Origin of the sequence: uncultured Citricoccus sp. (assembly GCF_937871995.1) — a bacterium.
In the GTDB taxonomy this organism is placed as follows: Bacteria; Actinomycetota; Actinomycetes; order Actinomycetales; family Micrococcaceae; genus Citricoccus.
Window position 1 is genome coordinate 1 of record NZ_CALMQR010000109.1, and the last position, 24,242, is coordinate 24,242.

At 73.1% G+C, this 24,242-nt stretch carries 22 protein-coding genes and 2 tRNA genes; 12 read left to right on the plus strand and 12 right to left on the minus strand.

The window, feature by feature from the left end; genetic code table 11:
• Positions 1 to 34: 34 nt before the first annotated feature.
• Positions 35 to 108, minus strand: a tRNA-Thr gene (locus Q0283_RS12830).
• A gap of 126 nt (positions 109 to 234) precedes the next feature.
• The gene (locus Q0283_RS12835; RefSeq protein WP_183523389.1) at positions 235 to 1,107 is read right to left on the minus strand and encodes a thioredoxin domain-containing protein; all 873 of its coding nucleotides are present in this window, start codon (positions 1,105 to 1,107) and stop codon (positions 235 to 237) included.
• Between the two features lie 303 nt (positions 1,108 to 1,410).
• Here Q0283_RS12835 and Q0283_RS12840 point away from each other — a divergent pair, with 303 nt between their 5' ends.
• The 4 genes from Q0283_RS12840 (at position 1,411) to Q0283_RS12855 (ending at position 5,852) form a co-directional block, all read left to right on the plus strand.
• Positions 1,411 to 3,021: a trehalose-6-phosphate synthase gene (locus Q0283_RS12840; RefSeq protein WP_183528102.1), complete on the plus strand. Its 1,611-nt coding sequence runs from the start codon at positions 1,411 to 1,413 to the stop codon at positions 3,019 to 3,021.
• Entirely contained in the window at positions 3,014 to 3,790 is a 777-nt protein-coding gene (otsB, locus tag Q0283_RS12845; RefSeq protein WP_298045018.1) for a trehalose-phosphatase, read from the plus strand. Before Q0283_RS12840 ends, otsB begins: the two co-directional genes overlap by 8 nt.
• Positions 3,778 to 4,458 (plus strand): ABC transporter ATP-binding protein, encoded by a 681-nt coding sequence (locus Q0283_RS12850; RefSeq protein ID WP_183523385.1) that lies wholly within the window; start codon positions 3,778 to 3,780, stop codon positions 4,456 to 4,458. The genes otsB and Q0283_RS12850 overlap by 13 nt, the downstream gene beginning before the upstream one ends.
• Before the next feature lie 92 nt (positions 4,459 to 4,550).
• Positions 4,551 to 5,852: a DUF4032 domain-containing protein gene (locus tag Q0283_RS12855; protein WP_255459499.1), complete on the plus strand. Its 1,302-nt coding sequence runs from the start codon at positions 4,551 to 4,553 to the stop codon at positions 5,850 to 5,852.
• Positions 5,853 to 5,916: 64 nt separating this feature from the next.
• Here Q0283_RS12855 and treZ read toward each other — a convergent pair whose 3' ends face one another.
• From treZ to Q0283_RS12885, 6 genes are read right to left on the minus strand one after another with little or no spacing between them, the layout of a single operon-like run.
• Complete coding sequence (gene treZ / locus Q0283_RS12860) at positions 5,917 to 7,875, minus strand: malto-oligosyltrehalose trehalohydrolase (RefSeq protein WP_183523381.1); 1,959 nt, start codon at positions 7,873 to 7,875, stop codon at positions 5,917 to 5,919.
• Positions 7,872 to 10,403 (minus strand): malto-oligosyltrehalose synthase, encoded by a 2,532-nt coding sequence (gene treY / locus Q0283_RS12865; protein ID WP_298045020.1) that lies wholly within the window; start codon positions 10,401 to 10,403, stop codon positions 7,872 to 7,874. The genes treZ and treY overlap by 4 nt, the downstream gene beginning before the upstream one ends.
• 38 nt (positions 10,404 to 10,441) lie before the next feature.
• Positions 10,442 to 10,894 (minus strand): hypothetical protein, encoded by a 453-nt coding sequence (locus Q0283_RS12870; protein WP_183523377.1) that lies wholly within the window; start codon positions 10,892 to 10,894, stop codon positions 10,442 to 10,444.
• Between the two features lie 46 nt (positions 10,895 to 10,940).
• Entirely contained in the window at positions 10,941 to 11,516 is a 576-nt protein-coding gene (locus Q0283_RS12875) for a hypothetical protein (protein WP_298045023.1), read from the minus strand.
• Entirely contained in the window at positions 11,513 to 12,499 is a 987-nt protein-coding gene (locus Q0283_RS12880) for an aldo/keto reductase (RefSeq protein WP_298045025.1), read from the minus strand. The genes Q0283_RS12875 and Q0283_RS12880 overlap by 4 nt, the downstream gene beginning before the upstream one ends.
• A 10-nt stretch (positions 12,500 to 12,509) precedes the next feature.
• Positions 12,510 to 14,222 carry an S-layer homology domain-containing protein gene (locus Q0283_RS12885; protein WP_298045027.1) on the minus strand — a complete coding sequence of 571 codons (1,713 nt, stop codon included), beginning with the start codon at positions 14,220 to 14,222 and terminating at the stop codon, positions 12,510 to 12,512.
• A gap of 152 nt (positions 14,223 to 14,374) precedes the next feature.
• On the opposite strand from Q0283_RS12885, the gene Q0283_RS12890 reads away from it, so the two are divergent.
• The 7 genes from Q0283_RS12890 to Q0283_RS12920 all read left to right on the plus strand — a co-directional run bounded on the left by Q0283_RS12890 (position 14,375) and on the right by Q0283_RS12920 (position 20,284).
• A complete protein-coding gene (locus Q0283_RS12890; RefSeq protein WP_183523369.1) occupies positions 14,375 to 15,268 on the plus strand; it encodes a fumarylacetoacetate hydrolase family protein in 894 nt (297 codons plus the stop codon).
• Positions 15,268 to 15,753 (plus strand): ribonuclease E activity regulator RraA, encoded by a 486-nt coding sequence (gene rraA / locus Q0283_RS12895; protein ID WP_298045029.1) that lies wholly within the window; start codon positions 15,268 to 15,270, stop codon positions 15,751 to 15,753. The genes Q0283_RS12890 and rraA overlap by 1 nt, the downstream gene beginning before the upstream one ends.
• Positions 15,754 to 15,828: 75 nt before the next feature.
• On the plus strand, positions 15,829 to 16,503 hold the full coding sequence (locus tag Q0283_RS12900; RefSeq protein WP_183523365.1) for an NADPH-dependent F420 reductase: 675 nt from the start codon (positions 15,829 to 15,831) through the stop codon (positions 16,501 to 16,503).
• A 56-nt stretch (positions 16,504 to 16,559) separates the two neighbouring features.
• Entirely contained in the window at positions 16,560 to 18,071 is a 1,512-nt protein-coding gene (locus Q0283_RS12905) for a DUF5129 domain-containing protein (protein WP_183523363.1), read from the plus strand.
• A gap of 38 nt (positions 18,072 to 18,109) precedes the next feature.
• Positions 18,110 to 18,613 (plus strand): carboxymuconolactone decarboxylase family protein, encoded by a 504-nt coding sequence (locus Q0283_RS12910; protein ID WP_183523361.1) that lies wholly within the window; start codon positions 18,110 to 18,112, stop codon positions 18,611 to 18,613.
• Between the two features lie 61 nt (positions 18,614 to 18,674).
• Positions 18,675 to 19,871 (plus strand): pirin family protein, encoded by a 1,197-nt coding sequence (locus Q0283_RS12915; RefSeq protein WP_183523359.1) that lies wholly within the window; start codon positions 18,675 to 18,677, stop codon positions 19,869 to 19,871.
• Between the two features lie 41 nt (positions 19,872 to 19,912).
• Entirely contained in the window at positions 19,913 to 20,284 is a 372-nt protein-coding gene (locus Q0283_RS12920; RefSeq protein ID WP_183523357.1) for a GNAT family N-acetyltransferase, read from the plus strand.
• A 64-nt stretch (positions 20,285 to 20,348) separates the two neighbouring features.
• Here Q0283_RS12920 and Q0283_RS12925 read toward each other — a convergent pair.
• Both Q0283_RS12925 and Q0283_RS12930 read right to left on the minus strand, forming a co-directional pair.
• Positions 20,349 to 20,425 (minus strand) — tRNA-Pro (locus Q0283_RS12925).
• Positions 20,426 to 20,554: 129 nt separating this feature from the next.
• Entirely contained in the window at positions 20,555 to 21,976 is a 1,422-nt protein-coding gene (locus tag Q0283_RS12930) for an FAD-binding oxidoreductase (protein ID WP_183523355.1), read from the minus strand.
• A gap of 148 nt (positions 21,977 to 22,124) precedes the next feature.
• Between Q0283_RS12930 and Q0283_RS12935 the strand changes: the two genes are divergently transcribed.
• Positions 22,125 to 22,766, plus strand: coding sequence for a hypothetical protein (locus tag Q0283_RS12935; protein WP_183523354.1), 642 nt, complete (start codon positions 22,125 to 22,127; stop codon positions 22,764 to 22,766).
• On the opposite strand, the gene Q0283_RS12940 is transcribed toward Q0283_RS12935, so the two are convergent.
• Positions 22,747 to 23,574 carry a DUF429 domain-containing protein gene (locus Q0283_RS12940; protein WP_183523351.1) on the minus strand — a complete coding sequence of 276 codons (828 nt, stop codon included), beginning with the start codon at positions 23,572 to 23,574 and terminating at the stop codon, positions 22,747 to 22,749. The two genes, Q0283_RS12935 and Q0283_RS12940, sit on opposite strands and share 20 nt — an antisense overlap.
• Positions 23,571 to 24,083 carry a hypothetical protein gene (locus tag Q0283_RS12945; protein WP_183523349.1) on the minus strand — a complete coding sequence of 171 codons (513 nt, stop codon included), beginning with the start codon at positions 24,081 to 24,083 and terminating at the stop codon, positions 23,571 to 23,573. The genes Q0283_RS12940 and Q0283_RS12945 overlap by 4 nt, the downstream gene beginning before the upstream one ends.
• Between the last annotated feature and the right edge of the window lie 159 nt (positions 24,084 to 24,242).

Genomic DNA, 24,242 nt, shown 5'->3' on the forward strand with positions numbered 1-24,242 from the left:
GCCGGCACGAGGGCCGGCAGGACGGGGTTCGCAGAGCCCCCTACCGGATTCGAACCGGTGACCCCCTGTTTACAAGACAGGTGCTCTGGCCAGCTGAGCTAAGGAGGCGAGAAGGGCCGGGCCCCGGGCGCCGTGGCGGCGCCGGAAGACCGGCCCTTCAAGGGTAGCGGATCGGCCCCTGGCGCACCGTCGCCGGAGACGACCGGCCGGCCACCGGGCCCTGCGGTCAGTCGGTCAGGACTTCTTCTCCATCACGGACTGGGCCCAGTCGGCGAAGGACTGGCCCTCCTGGGCGGACTCGGCCCAGTTCTGGCCGTTGACGAACACGGTCGGAGTGCCGGTCACGCCGTCCGCCCGCGCGGTCGCCCCGCTGTACTTGACGTAGGGACGGTAGGTGTTGCCGTCGATGCACCCGTTGACGTCGGCACCCAGGCCGGAGGCCATGGACTTGAGGTCGTCGTCGCTCATGCCCTCACCGGTGTAGGCGGCGAACACCTGGGCCACGAAGGAGTTGTAGTTCTCCGGCGAGCCCTCGGCCACGCACAGGGCGGCGTTGGCGGCGCGCGAGGAGTAGTTGCCGGTGGCCGGGTTGTCCAGGAAGTCCAGCAGCCGGTACTCCACGGTGGCCTCGCCGGCGTCCAGCCACTGGTTCAGCTGCTCGCCGTTCTCGGACTCGAAGCTGGCGCAGTGCACGCAGTTGGCATCGGCGTAGATGATGATCTGGGCCGGGTCGCCGGCCCCGCGCTCCTCGAGGCCGGGCACGGTCTCCATCGGGGTGGGCGTCTCCGGCACCTCGACGGAGGTGGCGTCCACCTGCTCGCCGCCGAACTCGCTGGGTGCCAGCTCGGTGGTCGAGGTCAGCACCACGCCGCCGTGCTCGTTGGCCACGGTGGGTGCCGGGCCGGCGTCGGGAATGGAACGGGACGAGTTCATGAAGATGACGCCCACGACCACGGCGACCACCACCACGACGCCGATGACGACGCCCCAGCGGACCATGAGGGACCGGCGCTTCTCCTGGCGCCGCTGTTCCTCCTGCATCCGGCGGGCCTTCTCACGGGCGCTCTGCTGTCGTTCTGCCTTGGTCTGCTTGTCGTTGGAAGCCATCGTCCTGCCTGTCGGTGGGGCTGCGGTGTGGGTCGGTGCCGGCGGCCGGTACCCCCTGATACCTCGTCCGGGCCGGGGGTCAGCCTACCGGCCCTTCCTGAGAACCCGTGGCGGATGGCGACGGCGCCCGTTCCCCCTCCCCGGGCGCTCCGGGCACCGGCCGCACCGCGGCTGAGGCTAGGCTTGACGAGGGCCGTCGGTCCGTCCGGCGCCCCGGTCGCCTGCGCCGCGCGGGCGGCGCAGTTGAGGACGAGGAGGCCCGTCGTGAGCGACACCCAGCACACCGGATTACCCACTGGCACCGTGCCGTTCGTGGACCGGACCGAGGGGGAGCCGCCCGCCCCCGGACAGTACGACCTCGTCGTGGTCTCGAACCGGCTGGCGGTCGACCGGGTGGTGGACGAGCAGGGCAACGCCAGCTGGCAGCGGTCCCCCGGCGGCCTGGTGACCGCGCTGGCTCCCATCATGGCCAGCGAGGAGGGCGCGTGGGTCGGCTGGAACGGCGCCCCCCAGGACTCCGGGGACGCGGACCAGGCCACCGACCCCTTCGACCATGACGGCATGCACCTGGTGCCCGTGCCGCTGTCGGAGCAGGACATCGAGGAGTACTACGCGGGCTTCTCCAACGCCACCCTGTGGCCGATCTACCACGACGTGATCGCCCGCCCCGAGTTCCACCGCCAGTGGTGGGACACCTACCAGCAGGTCAACGCCCGGTTCGCGCGGGCCGCCGCGCAGACGGCATCGGAGGGGGCGACCGTCTGGGTGCAGGACTACCAGCTGCAGTTGGTCCCCCGGATGCTGCGACGGCTGCGCCCGGACCTGCGCATCGGCTACTTCCACCACATCCCGTTCGCACCGGTGGAGATCTTCGCCCAGCTGCCCTGGCGTCGCCCGGTGCTGGAGGGACTGCTCGGGGCGGACCTCATCGGCTTCCAGCGCACCTCGGACGTGGAGAACTTCCAGCGCTCCGTGGAGCGCATCCTGGGTGAGACGTTCACCTCGGGCTCCCTCGAGGTGGCGGACCTCGACGGCGGTTCGCGCACCGTGGCTGCCGAGGCGTTCCCCATCTCGATCGACGCGCAGACGGTCACCGCCCTGGCGGCGGATCCCGAGATCCAGGCCCGGTCCCGCCAGATCCGGGAGGAACTGGGCAATCCGCAGACCATCCTGCTCGGCGTGGACCGGCTGGACTACACGAAGGGGATCCGCCACCGGATCAAGGCCTTCGCCGAGCTGCTGGAGGACGCGCAGGTCACCGTGGAACAGGCGTGCCTGGTCCAGGTCGCCAGTCCCTCGCGGGAGAACGTGGAGACCTACCGGGAGCTGCGGGACGAGATCGAGCTGTCCGTGGGCCGGGTCAACGGCACCTTCGACACCATGGGCCACACCGCGATCCGCTACCTGCACCACTCCTACCCCGTGGAGGAGATGGTGGCCCTCTACCTGGCCGCCGACGTCATGCTGGTCACCGCGCTGCGGGACGGCATGAACCTCGTGGCCAAGGAGTACGCGGCCGTGCGCGGCGACTGGGGCGGCGTCCTCGTCCTGTCCGAGTTCGCCGGCGCCGCCGACCAGCTCCGTGACGCCCTGCTGGTCAATCCGCACGACATCGACGGCCTCAAGGACGCCATCATGGAGGCCATCCAGATGGACCCCCAGGACGCCCGCCGGCGGATGGGGGCCATGCACCGGCAGGTCCTCACGAACGACGTCGCCAAGTGGTCCCGGGACTTCCTCGACCGCCTGGGCGGACGGACCAAGCGGCGCCGGCCCCGGCCGGAGGACGCCGTCCAGAGCGCCTTCATGGACACCGACGACGACCGCGAGCGCCGCGAGGACGAGCACGCCGAACACGCTGAACAGGCCGAACAGGCGCGACGGGCCGAGCAGTTGCGGCTGGCCGATGACTGACGGCCTGGACCCTGACCTGGAGCGCGCCCTGCGTGAGTTCTCCGCCCGGGACACCGTGCTGGTGGCCCTGGACTTCGACGGCGTCGTCTCCGAGCTCGTGGACCGCGCCGAGGACGCCCGGCCGGTCCCGGAGAACGCCGCGGCCCTGGACGCGCTGACGGGGCTGCCCGGGGTCCACACCGCCCTGGTCTCCGGCCGCGCCCTGGAGTCCCTCATCACCGTTGCCACGCCCCCGGACCGGACCCTGCTGATCGGCTCCCACGGGGCCGAGCGGCGCCTGGGACCGGACGCGCCCCCGCTGGAACTGGACGATACGCAGCGCAGGACGCTGGCCGACGTCGGGGCCGTGCTGGAGCGGATCGCGGCGCGCTACCCGGACTCCTGGGTGGAGCACAAGCCGGCCGGCCGGGTGCTGCAGGTGCGGCTGGCCGCGACGGAGCAGGCCAGGCGCCAGGCCGTGGCGGAGGCCGAGGCGGCGCTGGCGGGCCGGGACGGGATCTACCCCGGCCACGGCAAGGACGTGTACGAGGTCTCCGTGGTGCGTGCGGACAAGGGCCAGGGCCTGGACCTGCTGCGCCGGACCAGCGGTGCCGAGGCGGTCCTGTTCGCGGGGGACGACGTCACCGACGAGCACGGCTTCGCCCGCCTCGACCCCACCACGGACGTCGGCATCAAGGTCGGCGACGGCCCGACGGCGGCCCGGTTCCGGATCGACGGGCCGGCCGCGCTGGCCCCGGTGCTCCAGGCGGTGGCCCGATGGCGTCGGTGACCCTGGAGAACGTCACCGTGCGTTACCCGGACGCCCCGGGGCCCGCCCTGGACGGGCTGGACCTGCACGCCGCGGACGGGCAGTTCGTGGTGATCACGGGCCCGCCGCGCGCCGGCAAGTCCACCCTGCTGCGCGTGCTGGCCGGGCAGGAGGACCCCACGAGCGGGCGGGTGCTGATCGGCGGGGTGGATGTCACCGCCGTCCCGGCCCAGGGCCGTGACGCCGTGCTGGTGTTCCAGAACTACGCCCTCTACCCGCACATGAGCGTGCGGGACAACATGAGCTTCGCCCTGCGCGTGGCCGGCGTCCCCGAGGCCGAACGCGAGGAGCGGGTGTCCGAGGCCGCCCGGCTGCTGGACCTGACGGACCGGCTGGACCTCGGCCCGGACCGGCTCACCGGGCCCCAGCGCCAGCAGGTGGCGCTGGCCCGGGCCGTGGTCCGGCGGCCGGCGGTGCTGCTCATGGACGACCCGCTGGCCATGGTGTCCCCGGAGCTGAGGGACCACACCGCGGACCTGATCCGCTCGCTGGTCCGGAACCTGCGGGTCACCACCCTGCAGGCCACGGCCGATCCCGGACCCCTGGCCTCCGCGGCGGACCGGGTGCTGCGGCTGGACGGGGGTCGGCTCATGGAGGACACTGCGGACACGGGCGTCGTGCCCGCCTGAGGGGCCGGGGGCAGTCCCCCACTGCGCACGGGTCCCCGGTCGCCCGCGACCATCGCGACGGAAGGAGCTGTCCCTTGGCCTCACGCACCGGACTGGACATCACGACCTCGGTGTCCTCGCAGTTGGGCGCCACGGAGCTGCTGGCCCTGCCCTGGGACGTCTCCCTGGAGGACTGGCCGGTGCGGACCCTCGCCGCCCTGCCCCGCGGCATCTCCCGGCACGTGGTGCGGTTCGCGCACCTGGCCGGGGCCGTGGTGGCGGTGAAGGAGACCACGGAGGAGTCCGCGCGGCGGGAGTACCAGTTGCTGCGGCGCCTGGAACGGCTGAACCTGCCGTGCGTGGAACCGGTGGCCGTGGTCAGCGGCCGCACCACGGCGGACGGGGAACCGTTGCTGACGGCGCTGGTCACCCGCCACCTGCGCTTCTCCCTGCCCTACCGCGCGGTGTTCTCCCGCAGCCTCCACCAGGACACCGTCACGCGGCTGATCGACGCGATGGCCCTGTTGCTGGTGGAACTGCACCTGGTGGGCTTCTACTGGGGGGACGTGTCCCTGTCCAACACGTTGTTCCGCCGCGACGCCGGTGCGTTCGCCGCCTACCTGGTGGACGCCGAGACGGGGGAACTGCACCCCTCCCTGTCCCGCGGGCAGCGCGAGCACGACCTGGAGATCGCCCGCGTCAACATCGCCGGGGAGCTGATGGACCTGGCGAGCGGGGGCATGCTGGACCCGGACGTGGATCCGGTGACGACCTCCGAGCTGATCATCAACGCCTACCGCCGACTCTGGGACGAGCTCACCGGGGACATGTCCTTCCGCACCGAGGAGCGCTGGCGGGTGGAGGACCGGATCCGCCGGCTCAACGCCCTGGGCTTCGACGTGGAGGAGTACGCGATCCGCACCACCCCCGACGGTTCCGAGCTGGTGCTGCAGCCCAAGGTGGTGGACCCGGGCCACCACCAGCGGCGGTTGCTGGGCCTGACCGGGCTGGACGTGCAGGAGAACCAGGCCCGCCGGCTGCTGCGGGACATCGACCACTTCCGTGCCGACCGGCACCCCGAGCTCGACGAGCAGGAGGCCGCCCACCTCTGGGTCGAGGAGGTGTTCGACCTCGTGACCCGGTCCATCCCCCCCGAGCTCTCCGGCAAGCTCGAACCGGCCGAGGTGATGCACCAGTTGCTGGAGCACCGGTGGTACCTGTCCGAGAACCAGAACCGGTCCGTGCCGCTGACCGAGGCCCTGCAGTCCTACATCAGCACCGTGCTGCCCGCGCGGCGGGACGAGGACGCGGTGGCCCTGCACCCCACCACCACCATGCTGCGGGCCGTACCGCCGCGGGCCGCCGGTCCGGACGGCCCCTGGAGCCCGCAGTCCGCGCAGACCCCCGGACTGTGACCCCGGACTGTGACCCCGGGCCCGGGCGTCCCCGTCCCGGGGACCGGCCGGGCCGCAGGGCCGGTCAGCGACGCCCGAGGAGCAGGAAACCGGGTGCGGGGACGGACGCCGGCAGTGCGTCCTCGCCGGCGGGACCACCCTGGTCGCCGGCCGGCACCGGCCCGTCGACGCCGTGCCCGGCCAGCAGCCGGTGGCCGGCCAGTTCGGGCGGGACCGGCAGGGGGTCCTCACCGAAGGCGGCCAGGAGCACCACGGATCCCGCGCCGTGCCCGCCGGCCTGGAGGGAGACACCCACCCCGGTCCCGACGTCGGCCGCCCCCTTCCGCAGGCCACGGTCCAGCCGCAGGTGGCGCCGGCCGGCGTCGACGGTGGCGTGCGTGGTGGCGCGGTCGGGGTCGGTCAGTTCGGGCAGTTCGGCGCGCAGGGCGGCCAGCCGGCGGTACAGCTCCAGCAGCCGGGCGTGCCGGCCGGTGCCGGCCTCCTCCCAGCGCAGCGTGGAGTCCCGGAAGGTCTGCTCCGCCTGCGGGTCCGGGACGGCGTCGTGGTCCCAGGCCATGCGCTCGAACTCCCTGCGCCGGCCCTGGGTCACCGCCTCGGCCAGTTCCGGCTCGCGGTGGGCCGTGAAGAACTGCCAGGGCGTGGACGCCGCCCACTCCTCCCCCATGAACAGCATGGGGGTGAAGGGCCCGGCCATCAGCAGCGCCGCCCCGATGGCCAGTCGCCCCTCGTCCAGGGACGCGGTCAACCGGTCCCCCGTGGCCCGGTTGCCGACCTGGTCGTGGTTCTGGGTGCACACCACGAGGGCCTCCGCCGGGGTGTGCTCGCCCAGCGGGCGGCCGTGGTGGCGGCGGCGGAAGGACGAGTAGGTGCCGTCGTGGAAGAAGCCCTCGTTGAGGACCTTGCCCAGTGCGTCCAGGGAGGCGAAGTCGGCGTAGTAGCCCTCGGTCTCCCCGGTCAGCGCCACGTGCACGGCGTGGTGGAAGTCGTCCGACCACTGGCCGGTGAGCCCGTGACCACCGGCGCCGCCGGGTGCGCGGGGGCTGATCATCCGCGGATCGTTCAGGTCCGATTCGGCCACCAGCACCAGGGGCCGGCCCAGCCGCGCGGACAGGGCGTCGACCTCGGCGGCCATCTCCTCGAGCACGTGGACCGCGCGGGTGTCGTGCAGTGCGTGGACGGCGTCCAGCCGGAAGCCGTCCACGTGGTACTCCTCGGCCCACATCCGCACGTTGTCGAGGATGTACCGGCGGACCTCGTCCGAGTCCGGGCCGTCCAGGTTCAGGCCGCTGCCCCAGCCGGTGGACTGCTCGGTCAGGTAGGGACCGAACTTCGGCAGGTAGTTCCCGGAGGGACCCAGGTGGTTGTAGACGACGTCCTGCAGGACCGCCAGACCGGCTGCGTGGCACGCGTCCACGAAGCGCCGGTAGGCCTCGGGCCCGCCGTAGGAGGCGTCCACGGCGTACCAGCCGACACCGTCGTAGCCCCAGTTGTGCCGGCCGCCGAAGGAGTTCACGGGCAGCAGTTCCACGTGCGTCACCCCGAGCGAGACGAGGTGGCCGAGCCGGTCGACGGCCGCGGCGAGGGTGCCCTCGGGGGTGAAGGTGCCCACGTGGAGCTCGTAGATGACCGCGCCGCGCAGGGGCCGTCCGGTCCAGTCGCCGTCGTGCCAGTCGTAGGCCTCGGCGTCCACCAGCCGGGAGGGGCCGTGGACGGTGTCCGGCTGGCACCGCGAGCGCGGGTCCGGGAACGGTCCCTCGCCGTCCACGCGGTATCCGTAGCCCACGTCGGTGCCTCCGGGAGCGGTGGCCCCGGGCACCCACCACCCGTCCCCGGCCGGTTCCATCGGGAACGCCTGGGCGCCGGCCCACCGGTCGGCGCTGTCGTGGACGGCCCCCGGCTCGCGGTCGGTGACCATCAGCTCGACGGTCCCGGCCTCCGGTGCCCAGACCGACCACCGGGTGTCCCGTGGGTGCGCTGAGTGCCCCTGCTCCCGGGACGTTCCCCGGTCCCTCGTCTCCGTCATCGCAGCGTGTTCCCCTCCTCCGGCACCAGCAGGGCGACCGGGTGGTGTTCGAAGATCTCGGCCAGTCGGGTGGTCCCGTCCGTGAAGGCCCCGCCGAAACGGCGTCCGGTGACCAGGTCCACCACGGCCTGGCGGGGCAGCACCACGGCGGTGTCACCCCAGCCGCCCTCGTCGGCCAGTCCCAGCGGCCAGCGGGTGGCCAGGGTGATGCAGCCCCCGCGGGAGAACGCGACCACGTGATCGGCGGCCTCGCCGAGGACGTCCAGGTCCTGGTAGCGGTTGAACCACTCGGGGTGTTCCCGGCGGGCCCGCAGCGCCCGTGAGGTGACCAGCAGCTTCAGCCCGGCGGCGTACTCGGCGAGTGCCTCGCCGTCGATCTGGCCGGTGTCCTCGGCGGGCCGGGGGAACTCGGGGGTCCAGCCGCCGTCGAGCCGGGCCAGCAGCGCCGCCCGCTCGCGGAAGTCCACGGGCCGGCGGTTGTCCGGGTCCACGAGCGTGGGGAACGGGACCTCGGTGCCCTGGTAGACGTCCGGGATCCCGGGCATGGTCAGCTGGATGAGCTTCATGGCCAGCTGGTTCGAGACTCCGGCCACGGTGATCCGGTCGGCGACCGCCTGGACGGCCTCGCGCAGTTCCCCGGTGCCCGTGGCCCGTTCGGCGAGGTCTGCCAGGAGGGCCTCGAACCGCTCGTCCGGCTCGGTCCAGGTGGTGCGCGTGGCCGCCTCGCGCGCCGCCTTGAGCGCGTAGTCGGCCAGCCGCTGGGTCTCCAGGGCCGTGCCGTCCACCGGCCAGGCGCCCACGACCGTCTCCCACAGCAGCTTCTCGAACGGGCCGTCCCCGAGCGGGGCCATCTGCCGGAACCGTTCCAGGGCGGCCGTCCACTCCCGGGGGATCTCGGAGAGCACGTCGATCCGGGCGCGCACGTCCTCGCTGCGCTTGGTGTCGTGCGTGGACAGGGTGGTCATGGTGCGGGGCATCCGGGCCTGCCGGTCGGCCTGGGCGGCGTGGAAGGCGTCCAGGTCCAGGGCGAACGCCGACGGGTCCCCGCCGACCTCGTTGAGCGAGGCCAGCCGGGTGTACCGGTAGAACGCCGTGTCCTCCACGCCCTTGGCCATGACCATGCCGGAGGTCTGCTGGAAGCGCTCGGCCACCGGGTGGTCGGGATCCGCCAGCAACGGCATGAGGGCCTCGAGCACGTCGGCGAGCTCGGGACGGCGGCGCCGGGCCTCGGCCGCGGCGTCGTCCAGGTGCTCGCGGCCGGTGGGCAGGTAGGAGCGGTAGACGGGGAAGCAGGCCAGCAGCTCGGCCAGGGCGTCCTGGACCCGGTGCTCACCGTGCTCCTCGCCGTCGGCCTGCTCCCCGGGGATGACGCCGGGCACCAGCCGGGCCAGCCGCTCCACCTCGGAGCGCAGCATGCCATCCGCCACCGCCCTCTTGGTGCCGTGGATCATCTCCGCCCACACCACCTCCGCGTCCGGGTCCGCCCAGTCCCCGAGCCGGGCGGCCACCGCGTCCAGCTCGGGGGCCCCGGCCGGGTCGACGAGGACGCGGTCCACCTCGCCGAGGGCGTCGTAACCGGTGGTGCCGTCCACGGCCCACGCCGCGGGCATCCGCTCGCCGGGCTCGAGGATCTTCTCCCCCAGCAGGTAGATCCCACCCGTGGCCTGGCGCAGGTTCTCGAAGTAACCGCCCGGGTCGGCCAGTCCGTCCGGGTGGTCCACGCGCAGCCCGTCCACGAGCCCGTCCCGGACCCAGGACAGGATCTCCCGGTGCGTCTCGGAGAACACGCGCGGGATCTCGACCCGGACCCCTGCCAGCGAGTTGACCGCGAAGAAGCGGCGGTAGTTCAGCCGCTCGTCGGCCTCCCGCCAGGGCATCAGGCGGTAGTTCTGCAGCGCGTGGGCCGCCCGGGCCACGCGCTCCTCCTCGGGACGGTCCGCGGGAGCGCCGCCGCCGTCGGGACCGTCCGTGCCGGCCGCGACGGCGGCGCGCGCCGCCTCCTCGGTGCCCGGGGCCAGCGGATAGACGTTGTCGTAGTAGTGCAGTTCCCCGTCCACGATCCGCAACCTCGACAGCTCGGCCTCCGGGTCCTCCTCCGTGCCGTCACCCAGCACGGGCAGCCAGATCCGGCTGTCGCCGGCGGCCCAGTCGATGTCGAAGGCCATCGCGTACTTCGAGGCCCGGCCGTGCTTGAGCACGTCCCACCACCAGGCGTTGTCCTTCGGGGTGGCCACGCCCACGTGGTTGGGGACGATGTCCGCCAGGATCCCGCCGCCCGCCTCGTGGACCGCCTCGGCGAGCTCGCGCAGCCCGGCCTCTCCCCCGCGGGCATCATCCACGTGGGTGGGGTCCACCACGTCGTAGCCGTGGGTCGAGCCCTCCTCGGCGCCGAGCATCGGGGACAGGTACACCCAGTCCACGCCGAGGTCCCGCAGGTACGGCAGCACCGTACGCGCATCGTCCAGGGTGAAGTCACCGGTCAGTTGCAGGCGGTAGGTGGACGCGGGGACTCTCTGCGGACTGGTCACGTCTGCACGCTAGCAGGGTGACGGGCGCTGCGGCCCCGCTAGTTGGCCGGCGGCGCGGTGAGGTCCCGGCTGATGCGCGGTTCACCGGAGTCCTCGAAGATGATCACGACGTCCTGGTGGACGGTGCCGTCGGGCATGGTGAGGTCGGCGATCAGGGCGTTGCCCTGCCAGTTCTCCTGGTGGACGGACTCGACCCCGTACTTCTGGCGCAGGTTGTCGGCGATGCGCACGTTGGCCTGGGATGAGCCGAACACCGCATAGCTGATGCCCACGAGCCCGATCACCAGCACGCCCGCGCCCGCCAGGATCTCCCGCATCGAGTCACGCATCCGGTCGGGGCCGGCGTACCGCGCGTCCTGGTCGTCCAGGTGAAGGCGGTAGCGCTTGCGCCGCCACAGGCCGTGGGCCATGACCGCCGCGCCGGCCACCGCCATGAGGATGCCGATCCACTGGGCGACGAGGGGGGTCTGCAGGTCGATCGGTGCGTACATGCCTTCCATTGTCCCCCGCCCGGAGTGCTCGTGCTGCGCGGGTCGCTCAGGCCCCGGGGGTCTGCGAGAAGACGTCCTCACCGGTGAGCGGTTCCCCGTCGGCCTCGAAGTAGACCGTCGCGGCCCGGCGCACGGTGCCGTCGGCCAGGGTCAGGTCCGCCACCAGGAAGGCACCGCTCCAGCGCGCGTTGTCCACGGCCGTCACCCCGTACTTCGCCGCGAGGTTGCCGCGCACGTTCTGGTGCGTCTGCCAGGCACCCAGCGCGGCGAGGCCGGCCAGCACCCCGGCCACCGCCAGGCAGAGGTAGGAGACCACCTGCTCCACCCGGGTGTCGCGAAGGTGTGCCGGATCCGTGTTGCGGCCGGTGCGCCGCGCGTACGCGACGTGCCGGCGCCGCCGCCACACCGCGTGGCCGAGCACCGCGAGTCCGACCAGCACGAGCACGCCCGCCACCCACAGGGTGGCGACCGGGGACTGGAAGTCGACGGCCCGGTAGTCGACGGCAGCGGACGCCGATGCGGTCAGCGGCAGCGCCGGGACGGACAGGGACGCCAGGGCGGACAGGGCAGTCAGTGTGGACAGGGCAGTCAGTGGGGACAGGACGGGCGGTCCGGGCGTCATGGCAGGGGTTCTCCCCGGGCGGCGGTCCAGATCCGGTACCACTGGTCGGCGTCCATGCGGGCGGCGGCCTCCTCGGCGGTGGCGCTGGCGGCGATGCGCTCGGGCCGGGTGGTGCCCACGACCGGGCGGATGCCCCACGGCAGGCGCAGCAGCCAGGCCAGGACCACGACGTCGGCCGGGACGCCGAGTTCCCCGGCCACCCGGGTGACCTCCGCGGCGGCCGGGGCGTCGGCCGGTTCGGGGTCGGGCCGGGTGTACCGGCCCCGGCCGAGGGGCCCCCAGGCCTGCAGGTCGATGCCGCGCGCGGTGCAGAACCCGACGATGCCCTCCATGTCCCCGGAGGCATGGGCGTCCTGGTGGTTGGCCAGCACCACGGTCTCGATCAGCGTGCGGGCGTGCAGGCCCAGTTCGAGCTGGACGCAGGCCAGGGTCTCGGTGCCGCCGCTGGCCTCGCGCAGGGCGTCGTCGAAACGCCGGACCCAGGCCAGGCCCATGTTGGAGACGCCCAGGCGGCCCACGGAGCCGGCGGCCTTCAGCTCCAGGAACGCACCGACGGTCTCGGCCGGGTCGGTCAGCACGTCGGGGCGGTGGATGATCAGGGTCTCGACGTGGTCCGTCCGGAGCCGCTCCAGGGAGCCGGCCACCGCCGTGCGCAGGTGGGCGGCCGAGGAGTCGTAGCGGGTGGTCCCCGCACCGCGGGCCTGGCCGTACAGCGGCGAACCGCCGAGCCGGATCCCGCACTTGGTCTGGATGCGCAGCCCCCGCCGGAGTCCCGGATCGGCGGCCAGCACCCGGCCGAGCGTCTCCTCGGACCTGCCATGGGCGTAGATGTCCGCGGTGTCCAGGGTGGAGAGGCCGGCGTCGAGGGCGGCACGGAGCGCGCGGCGGGCCGCGTCCTGCGCGTCGCGCCACGCCTGGGGGGCCGGTGGCTCGGGGGCCCAGCCACCGCCCCAGCCCATGCAGCCGAGAATCGTCCTGGTCATGTGCGCCCGCCTACTTCAGCGAGACGTAGCCGCGCGTGCCGGCCATGTCGGCCAGCCGGTACACGCTGATCCAGAAGGGCTTGGTCCAGGGGTCCTGCACCAGCACGGTGTCGTTGTTCTCGTTGTAGCCCACCACGGGCATGTGGTGCCGCAGCGTGAACTTCCCGCCGGTCTTCTGCAGCTGCAACGGCGGCTGCTCGTCCGGGGTGGCCGCGATGTTGACCGCCGCCGGGACGCCGGCCTTGATGGAGCGCTTGAGGTCCTCGCGGATCCGGATCCGGTCCTCCCGGGTCGAGTCCTGGCCACGGATGGTGGTCACGGAGTAGCGCACGCCGGTCGGGGCGTTGTAGTCCATCACGCGGGCGACCTGGTGCAGCCAGGTGCCCTCGCGGTCGGTCTGGGCCTGCGTGGCCATGGCGGCCTGGGTGGTCTTGATGCCGAAGGCCTCCAGGGCGATCTTGATCGACGCCGGCCCGCACCAGTACCCGTTGGGCTGGGCCTCCCACGTCGTGTTCAGCACGGTGACGCCGTTCCGGGTGGTGGGCTTGCGCAGTGCACCGGTCCGGGCCAGTGCGGACTTGGCGTTGCCCATCTCGAAGTCCTTGATGATGTACCCGCCGTGCACCCAGCCGCGGTGCGTGCCGACGGTGATCTCCCGCCAGGTGGCCCCGCCGGCCGCCTGGCTGCGACCGGTGATGACGACCTTGGCGTTGCGCAGCAGCGAGGTGACCTTCGCGTGCTGGGTCCCCGTGCCCTTGCGCACGTTGAGCCCGTCGTCGGCGATGACCACGTAGCGGTAGGCCAGCGGGATCTCCGGCGCGGGGGCGGGCTGCGGCTTCGGCGCCGGCTTCGGGGCCGGTTTCGGGGCGGTGGCCGGCGGCGCGGGGGTGCCGTTCAGGTGGCTCTCGAGGGCGTAGAGGAACTGGGCGGTCTCGCCGCGGCTGATGTCCCGGCGGGGCTGGAAGGTCCCGTCGCCGTAACCGGCGACCACCCGAGTGGACGCCAGCCAGCTGGCGGCCCGGTAGAACGACGACGCGGGCTTCATGTCCGCGTACGGGGACGACCCCGGCGCCCGGTAGCCGGTGTCCTCGGCGAAGTTGACCATGAACTGGGCCAGTTCCCCGCGGGTGATGGGAGCCGTGATGCCGAACGATCCGTCCGCCCGCCCGGCCGAGTAGCCCTTCTCCTTCATCCAGGAGATGGCGGTGAAGCCGGTGCCGCCCGGGTTCACGTCCGAGAAGTCGCGGGCCGTCCCGGCCGAGTGGGCCTCACCGGACATCCGGTAGAGGAACATGGCGGTCTCACCGCGGGTGATCTCCCGTGCCTTGCCGAAGGAACCGTCCTGATAACCGGCGGTGAGCCCGCCGCAGGCCATCCACGTGATCGCCCGGTAGAACGAGCCCGACGGCGGCGCGTCGGTGAAGTCCTGCGCGCAGGGCCCGAGGTGGGTGGTGGCGGCCGGCGCCGCGTTCCTGGCGGAGTGCCCGGTGCGCCCGGCGGACGGGTCCACCGGGTCCAGGCCCTGGAGGGACTGCAGGACGGACTCGTCGAGCACCGGCAGGGTCTCGTCGAACTGGTCCGCCTGGTCCAGGGGGTTGAGGATCTCGGAGTCGGCCGCCGCCGGGGCGGCCAGGGCCACTCCCGGAAGCAGCAGTCCCAGGCTGAGGGCTGTCGCGAGGATGCGCCGGCGGTTCTTGCCGCGGGCAGGGGCATGACGGGACACGGGGCCGCCCTTCGTCGGTGGAGTGATGGGCGGAGATCTTCCCCTTCTCCGCCGCGAGGAGGGTAACCCACGCAGGTTACCGGCGGGTGACATGGACCACAGTAACCTACCGCGGGTCCCGTCCGGGCCGGTGGTGTGATGGGATATCCCCCATGAAGCTCGCCACGTACCGACTGCCCGGATCCGAACCGGACACCCCCGGAGCCACCTTCGCCGCCATCATCACCCGGACCGACGGTTCCCGCGCCACCGCGGCCGTCGAGCTGGAGGGCATCATCGACGTCGGGGACTTCCTGTACCAGCCGGAGCCGACCCGCACCGAGCTCGTGGAGGCCGCCCTGGCGGCGGCCGAGGAGGATCCCACCCGGGTCCTGGACGCCACCCAGCTGGAGCCGGCCACGCTCATCCCGTTCCCCACGAAGGTGTTCTGCATCGGGCTGAACTACCGCAACCACATCCTGGAGACCGGCCAGGAGCTCCCCGAGTACCCCGCGATCTTCACGAAGTTCGCCCAGTCCCTGACCGGCGCCTCCGATCCGATCGAGGTCCCGGCGGAGGACCACCGCCTCGACTGGGAGGGTGAGCTGTGCGTCGTCATCGGCGAGCCCGGCCGGCGGATCCCGGAGGCGGAGGCCGAGCAGCACATCGCCGGATACGCCGTGGCCAACGACGTCTCCCTGCGCGGTTACCAGGGACGGACCACCGAGTGGACCCAGGGCAAGGCCTGGGAGGAGATGAGCCCGGTCGGGCCCTGGCTCGTGACCCCGGAGGAGTTCACCGAGGGAGCGCGGATCACCACCCGGGTCAACGGGGAGGTCATGCAGGACGACTCCACCGGGGACCTGGTCTTCGACGCCCGCAAGCTCGTGTCCTACCTCTCGGACATCGTCACCCTGCTGCCCGGGGACCTCATCCTCACCGGCACCCCGGCCGGCGTGGCCCTGGCCCGCAAGGACGCCGAGGGCCGGCGGCCGTGGCTGAAGGCCGGTGACGTGCTGGAGACCGAGATCGAGGGCCTGGGCCTCCAGCGGAACGAGATCCGCTGATGCAGGCCGACGGCACCGCCTTCACCACGTGCGACCTGTTCGACGCGGACAGGACCCTGCAGTCGTGCTCCCTGCAGTTCCGCGACCTGGGCGGGCGGGCCCGGTTCTCCGGGACCGTGCGCACCATCCGGTGCCACCGGGACAACGGGCTGGTCAAGCAGCTGCTGAACTCCCCGGGGAACGGCGCCGTGCTGGTGGTGGACGGGGCCGGCTCCCTGGAGTCCGCCCTGATGGGTGACCTGATCGCCGGCGCCGCCGTGCGCAACGGCTGGGCCGGCGTCGTCATCAACGGCGCCATCCGCGACCGGGCCGTGGTGCGCACCCTGGAGCTGGGGGTCAAGGCCCTGGGGACGAACCCGCGCACGTCCGCCAAGGACGGTGCCGGCGAGGTGGACGTGACCGTGGAGTTCGGCGGGGCGGCCTTCACCCCCGGGGCGCGGCTGTGGGCGGACGAGGACGGCATCCTCGTCACCCCGGCGGCCTGAGCACCGGCCGGGACCCACGCCGTGATCCCCCTGACGCCCCCTGAGACCCCGCCGCCGGGCCCTCCTGCCCGGCCGGTGAGCCTGGGTGTCCTCGGTGCCGGACGGGCCGGCACCGCGCTGGCCCGGGGCGCCCACTCGGCCGGCATCCCGGTGCGGATCGCCGCGAGCAGGCCGCCGCGGGCCCTGCGGTTACACCTGGCGCAGTACGCCCCGCACGCCACGGCCGTCCCGGCGGCGGAGATCGCCGGTGACCCCGCCGGCACCTCCCGGGACTCCGGGGATCCCGGGGCCCGGCCGCTCGTGGTGCTCATGGTCCCGCAGGAGGACCTGGACGCCGTGGACCCGGACTGGGTGCGCGGCACCGTCCTGGTGGACGCCACGAACCGCTGGGCGGACGAGCCGCTTCCCGAGTGGTTCGAGGACGCCCTGGGCCGGGGCCTGTCCAGTTCGGAGGCGGTGGCCCGCCGGTTCCCGGGTGCGGCCGTGGTCAAGGCCCTGAACCACATCAGCCACTGGGACCTGGACACCGCGGGCCGGGGCGCCGCCACGGAACGGCGCGGCCTGGGGGTCGCCGGGGACGACGCCGGCGCCGTCCGGCAGGTCGCCGACCTCACCCGGCGGCTGGGCTTCGATCCCGTGGAACTGCCCCGCCTGGCGGCCGGCAGGCTCCTGGAGCCGGACGGCAGGGTCTTCAACCAGCCGTTGTCCGCGGACGGGCTCCGGCGGGCGCTGGGCGTGGCTGACGCCTGAGCGCAGCCCCGTCGGGCCCCTGCCGGCGCCCCCGGGAGGCGCGGTACCGTGAGGCCATGACGAACCCGCGTGCCGCACGGCGGCCGATCGCCGTCGTCCCCTTCCTCGGCCCCCTCCTCCTGGCCCTCGGGCTGGTCGCCGCGGCCCCGGCAGCGCTTCTCGTCACGGCCGCACCGGTGCACGCCGTCCCGGTGCAGGAACTGATCCTGGCCGACGAGGCCGGTGTCATCCACGAGCCCACCCTGCGGGCCGGGGTCGAGGGGGTCTCCTTCCACGAGCCGACCACCGTGGTGGTCCTCACCGAACGCGGCACGGCGGACTCGGACTTCAACGAGCGGGTCCTCGCCTACGCCCGCCAGAACCATCCGGAGTGGATCTCCCCGGACGGGCAGAAGTGGGCGGACGGGCTGTTCCTGTTCGCCGTCGACCCGGACGGACGGCACGTCGGGACCTACTTCGGCGAGGACCGGAAGGTCAGCACGAGCGTCCAGGAGGACATCCAGGAGGATACCAAGGACCTGCTCGCGGACGCGCAGTGGACGGACGCGGCCGTGCAGGGGGTACGCTCCGCGGCGGCGGTGATGAACCGGCCCTGGTACCGGTCACCGGCCCTGTGGATCTCCGGCGCGGCGGCCGTGGCCGCCGGCGGGGGCGCCGCGATCACCGCCGCGGCCGTGCGCCGGTCCCGGCGGAGGACGACCCGCGAGCTGCTCGGCCGCGGCCGGGAGGCGTTCGCCTCGGTGAGCATGGACCTGCAGGCCACCGAGCTCAACGCCCGGACCGTGCCCACCGGTTCCCGTTACGGCGCCATGGTGCTGGAGCGGTACCGCACCTTCCACGATCGCTACGTCCGCGCCGCCGCCGAGAACGACCGGCTGGCCGGGATCGAGGACCGGCGCCTGCACCGCCGGGAGCACCGCGATGCGGTCGAGGAGTTCACCCGGACCGCGGAGGCGCTCGACGCCCTGGACGACACCGTGGTGGACTCCAACACGTTCCTGAACCTGCAGCACGGCTGGCCGGGCGCGTGGGACCGGCAGACCGCGCCACTGCGCGAGGACCTGGCCGAGATCGACCGGCTCGACGGTACCGACGGCCCCGATAACCGCGATGGGCTGACCCCGGCCGCCACGGCGCCGCTGCGGTCCTTCCGCGTGGAGGCGGAGCAGGAGCTCCAGCGACTCGGTGCGTCCCTGGCCGAGGGCACCGTCGCCCCCGACGACGCCCTGGACGCGCTGGCCGCCCTGCGGTCCCGGCTCACGGACCTGCTCCAGGACGCGGCGACGTCCGGCATCGATGCCGCGGCGGCCTCGGACGCCGAGCGGACGCTGATGGCGCAGGCCCTGGAGGCCGAACGCGAGCGCTCCTCCAAACGCCCGGGGTCCATCCTGGACACCGTGCACCAGCCGGGCTGGTTCTGGACGGCGGCCGCCTTCCACCACGGCTACCGCACGGGGGTGGACCAGGTCACCCACGCCCGGGAGCAGGCCGCGCAGTCCTCCGCGAGCACGGGGTACGGGGCCTCCGGCGGGAGCTTCTCCGGGGCCGGGTCGTCGTCGCGGTTCTGACCGGGAATGTCCACGAGCACAGATTGGTTCAAATTTATATGACCTCTGCAGAACGCGCCGGCCGCCAGGATCCGCTGGCCTTCTACCTCGACAAGTCCGACAAGGCCTCCTGGAAGGCCGTGGGCGCCCTGTCCCTGGCGGCCAAGAACGCCGCGCACGCCGCCGGACTGAACGACCAGCTCGTGGAACTGGTGAGCCTGCGGGTGTCCCAGATCAACGGCTGCGCCTACTGCCTGCACGTGCACACGCGCAAGGCGATCGAGGCCGGACTGGACGACCAGCGCCGCGGGCTGGTGGCCGCCTGGCGCGACGCCGACATCTACACCGACCAGGAGAAGGCCGCCCTGGACCTGGCCGAGATGGTCACCACGCTGCCGGGCATGGAGGACCGGGACGCCACCCAGCTGCTCTCCCACTCCTACCTGACGGATGAGCAGTACTCCGCGGTGCAGTGGCTGGCGATCACCATGAACGTCACCAACCGCATCTCCATCCTGTCCCACCACCCCGTGCGGCGCACCGCGGAGGCACCCGGGCTGTGAACCGTCCGACCGTGTGCACCGCCGTCCCGCCCATCCCCCACCGAGACCACGGAGGAATCCCGTGAGCAACACCGAGACCCACCCCGAGGAACGGATCTGCGAGAGCGGTCCGCCGACCGCCCCGGCCCGGGACGGTGCCCGCCCCCGGTTCACCGAGGGTCTGTCCGACGGCGTCAGCGCCCTGGAGGGCCGGTCGGGACCGGTCGAGCTGCTGGAGCCCCGCAGGGTGCCGCTGGGCGGACCGCGGGCCATGACGGTCAAGCGCACCCTGCCCCAGCGGGCCCGCTCGCTGATCGGCGCCTGGTGCTTCCTGGACTTCTACGGTCCGGACGACGTCTCCGCCACCGGGGGCATGGCGGTGCCCCGGCACCCGCACACCGGGCTGGCCACCGTGTCCTGGCTGTTCACCGGCCAGGTGGACCACATCGACTCGGCCGGCAACTGGGCCACGGTGCGTCCCGGCGAGGTGAACCTGATGAACGCCGGGACCGGCATCACCCACTCGGAGTTCTCCAGCGCGGACACCGCCGTGCTGCACGGCGCCCAGCTCTGGTACGCCTTCCCGGACCACGCCCGGTTCACCCCGCCCTCGCTGGAGTCCCACCGGCCCGAGCCCGTCACCGGGGACGGATACACGGCCCGGGTGTTCCTCGGCTCCCTGCTCGGCCACACCTCGCCGGTGCGGACCCACATCCCCCTGACGGGGGTCGAACTGCGGCTCCAGCCGGGTGCGGTGCTGCAGGTGACCGTGCCGGCCGGGCACGAGCACGGACTGCTGCGGGTCACCGGGGACGTGTCCCTGGACGGGGTGCCGATCCCCGAGGACCACCTCGGCTACGTGGGCACCGGCCGGGACCGGATCACCATCACCGCCGGCGCGCAGCCGGTCACCGCCCTGCTGATCGGCGGGGAACCGCTGAACGAGCAGATCGTCATGTGGTGGAACTTCGTGGGGCGTTCCCACGAGGAGATCGTCGCCTGGCGCGCGGCCTACCAGTCCGAGATGGGCTTCGAGGCCCCCGCGCCCGGTTCACCGCTGGCGGGCTCCGGTACCCGGGCCGCCCAGCCCGACGGCGGCGCGGCCCTGGGCGCCCCGGTGTCCGGTGAACGCCTGGCCCGGCTGCTCGACGACGCCTACGACGACGGCCGGCCCTTCCCGCAGTTCGGCGACTTCCCGCCCGGGCAGCCCGCGCCCATCCCGGCTCCACCGCTGCCGACCAGCCGGATGAAGCCGCGCGCCAACCCACCGTCCCGGTGACGACCGCCGCGACCAGACCCCGTGAACCGAGAGGAACGACCATGACCGAGCAGGACACCCACCGGTCCCCCACCCTGGAGGATCCCCGCGTCGTGCTGGGCCGCACGCCGCGCTTCGAGATCCACGTCGACGACTCCGGCGAGCCGGCCGGCACGACCTACATCAAGGACCTCGAGACCGCCGCCGGCGTCAGGCAGCGGATCTTCCCGCACACCGAGGTCAAGGAGGAGTTCGGCGGTCACGGCCTGGCCTCGACACTGGTCCGCCGGGCGCTGGACGCATCCATCGCCGAGGGCTTTGAGATCGTGGCGGTCTGCCCCTACGTGAAGGGCTGGGTGGCGAAGCACCCGGAGTACCAGGAGCACGTGGTGCCCACGACCCCGGAGCACCTGCAGGCGCTGGACCACCGCTGATCCGCCCGGCCGCGACGCGCCGGGGACGACGAAGGGCCCGATCCGGATGGATCGGGCCCTTCAGTGGTCGGGGTGACAGGATTTGAACCTGCGGCCTCGTCGTCCCGAACGACGCGCGCTACCAAGCTGCGCCACACCCCGTGGAGAGTGGTTCCGCACCGTGACCGGCGGGGAACCACAGTGGTCCATCCTAGACCTCGTGACCCCGAAACGCCAAAACGTGCCGTGGGAGACCCCCGCGCCGGTGGTTCCCGGGGTCATTCGGGGTCGTCAGAGGATCGCGCGCCCCGGGTTCAGGACCCCGTGCGGGTCCAGGAGGTCCTTGATGCCCCGCTGGATCTCCACGACGGCGCCGGACTGTTCCCACTGGAGCCAGCGCAGCTTGTAGGAACCGATCCCGTGCTCGCCGGTGATGGTCCCGCCCATGTCCAGGGCCAGCCGCACGGACTCGTCCAGGGCAGCGTCCAGCCGGGCCTGGGCGGTCCCCTCATCGTCCGCGGCGATCCAGAACGAGGGGTGCAGGTTGCCGTCCCCCGCGTGCGCCACGACCTTCAGGCTCACCGCGTGGTCCACGGCCATCCGTTCCAGCCCGTGCACGTAGTCCACCAGGCGCGAACGCGGCACCGCCACGTCCTCCCCGACGGCGATCAGGGTGGGCACGTCGTCCCCGCGGGCGTGCCGGCGCAGGTCCACCAGGCCGGTCGCCTCGGCGTCACCCACCGGGGTCATGGTCCCGCCCAGGGCCTCGAGCTCGGCCCGGATGACGGACATCTCCTCGAGCGCCCCGTACCCGTCGGTCTGCACCAGCAGCATGGCCGACCCCCGCGCGCACAGGGTCGAGCCGTGGGCCCCGTCGAGGGCCTCCATGGTCCCGCGGTCCATGATCTCCAGGATCGCCGGCTGCACACGGGCCGCGCCGATCGCCAGGACGCCCGCGGCCGCCGTCGGGAAGTCCGGGAACCAGGCCGCGGCGGTCTCCACGCGCGCCGGGGACGGGCGCAGCCGTACCGTGATCCCGGTGATGACGCCCAGCGTGCCCTCGGATCCGGTGAACAGCGCGGTGAGGTCGTAACCGGCCACGCCCTTGAGCGTCGCGGTACCGGTCCGGATGAGCGTGCCGTCCGCGAGCACGACGTCGAGCGCCAGCACCGAGTCCCGGGTCACCCCGTACTTCGCGCAGCGCAACCCGCCGGCGTTGGTGGCCACGTTGCCGCCGATCGTCGAGATCCGGTAGCTCGCCGGGTCGGGGGCGTACATCAGCCCGTGGGGCGCGACGGCGTCCCCCAGGCGGGAGTTGATGACGCCCGGTTCCACGGTGGCCGAGCAGTCCTCCGGATCGATCGACAGGATGCGGTCCATGCGCTCCAGGGACAGCACCACGCAACCGGGCAGGGCGTGCCCGCCACCGGACAGTGCGGTGCCCGCCCCGCGGGGGATGACGGGGAATCCGTGTCCGGAGGCCAGCCGCATCAGCCGCTGCACGTGGTCGGTGGACTCGGCGTAGACCACCGCCTCCGGCACGGCCGGCGTCCAGTCCGTGCGGGGTCCACGGTCGGTGGCGCAGGCCTGCCGGCCCTCCTCGCTGAGGTCGAGCAGCTCCGGGGCGAAGGCCTCGGCCAGCAGGCGGCGCAGGTCCTCTCCCCCCGGGCCGTGGGCGGTGCGAACGGGGGTGCGGGGATCCGTCTGTGGCATGGACCCATGGTAGGCGGAGTGATCCGGGACGCTTCACCGCGGCCCGGGACCCGGGTCATAGACTGGGGGTCAGCTCCGGCGACCGCAGCGCCCTCGGCGGCACGGGAACCGGCCCCGACGTGCACCGCGCGAGACCTCGAGGAGAGCCGTGGCCACCAGTGACGACACGACCGGTGGGCTCGGCGCGTTCCTGGTGTCCCGGCCGAACCTGGTCGGCCTGGCCGCGTTCCTGGCCGTGTTCATCGTCGTCATGCTCCTCTCCCCGTCGCCGCTGGCCGCCGTCATCGCGGGACTCCTCGGGTACGGAGCGGGGTACCTCCTGACCCCGTCGACGCGCAGGACCTACGCCTCCGGCATTCCCGTGCACGGCGCCACCGGTGCCGAGATGGCCGAGCGGCTGGCCGAGTTCCAGCAGTCCGTGCGCGCCAACCGGGGGCGGATCCCCCCGGAGGCCGACCGGGAACTGGGCGTGATCGTGCTGTCGCTGCGGGAGATGATCGACCGCTGGCAGGACGTCCGGCGGGCCCCGGAACAGCGGATGGCCCTGGAGTCGATCGTCTACCAGTACCTGCCGAACACCCTCGAGGTGTTCCTGCGCCTGCCCGACTCCGCCAAGCCGCAGGCCGCTCCCGAGTGGATCGCCCAGCTGAAGCTGCTGGGGACCGAGGTGGCCGGCAGTCGCACCTCCGTCCTGCAGCACGACCTGGAGGCCATGCGCGCCAACGGCCGGGTCCTGGAGCAGAAGTTCGAGGACGGCGACCTGAGGATGTTCAGGGAACACGGCCTGTAGACGGCACCGTGTTCCCGGGCCGCGACGCCGCGCCCGGACGCGGGAGCGGAGTGGGCGGTCCGAGGGGCACGTGAATCCACCCCTCGCGCCGGGCCCGAGCGCGCAGTGCCGCCGGCGGCCCGTGGGTCCTGCCCAGGTGCACCTCGCGGGCCACCAGGGCGGCCAGCACGGCGTCCAGGACGTCGTCGTGCGCCAGGCAGGCCTCGCGGTAACCGGTGAGGTCGAGCCACGGGACGAGCTGCTCCAGCGCACCGATCAGGGCCGCCCGCGCCGGGCGGTGGTCGTCCTTCTTGTAGGCCCGGTACGGCAGCCCCCAGGTGCGCAGCGCGGCCGCGGGGTAGACCTCGCAGGCCAGCCCGTCGCCGTCGGGCCCCACGGCGTGCCCCGCGGCCCGCAGGCGGGCCGCCAGGTTGGCCCACCGCAGCGCGGGATAGGCGATGCGGTCCGTCGAGACGCTGAGCGGGGTCAGCCCGGTCAGTTCCCGCACCGCGGCGTCCGTGGCGCGCAGGGCCAGTCCCCGCCGCCAGTCCGGGCCGGTGTCCGCCACGGGGTGCAACCGGCCCCCGCTGTGGTCGGTGATGAGCCGGACGAATGACTCGGGCCAGCCGAAGGGGACGTCCACGCCGGACCGGTCACCGGCACCGATGGCCTCGAGCACCTCGTCGTCGTCAGCACCGAGCGCGGCACGTTCCACCGTCAGGGTTCCCCGCCCCTCGTCCTGGACCAGGACGGCCAGCCCGGTGCGCTCCGGGGCCGCGGCCAGGTCCACCCCGACGAAGCGCCGGACTGCGGCGCCTGCCGGCCTCACGCCGTGACGGGGCGGACCGTGCCGCCGGCGAAGCGCGCGTAGCCGTCCAGCACCGGATGCCAGTCCCGCCGGAACGAGGGCACCCCGCTCCCCCGGACGGTCACGAGCGTCTGCGTCGCGGACGCGATGGTGAACTCGAGGGTGACGTCCAGGCCCGTGCTGGCGGCCTGGCCTCCGGGGGCGCCGAACCAGCGCAGGGACAGCGAGGCGCCCTCGGTCCCGACGACGTCCGCCCACCGGTGTCGGGACCCGTCCAGTCCCTCCTCGAGGAGTGTTCCCTCCTCAAAGCCCAGGTGGCCGTCCTCACCGCACGCGCGCAGTGCAACCGGCCACCAGAGGTGGACGTACTCCAGGAACGCCTCGACGGCCCGGTCCGCCGCCAGGGGGACCTCCGCCGCGAGGGAGGCGGGCGCCTCGTCCGGCACCTGCTTCGCGTCAGGGGCCGCGGCACGGGCGGTGCCGTCCGACGGGGGCTGGGCGAACGGATCCAGGAAGAGGCTGTCGGACATGACCTCCATCCTCCCATCGTTCCGCGGGCCCGGTCCTCCCCCCTGGTGGGGGTGGGGTGGTTAAACGCAGGAGCCCTGGACCGTGTGGTCCAGGGCTCCTGGTTAATGGTTGTCCGGCGGCGTCCTACTCTCCCACATCCTCCCGGATGCAGTACCATC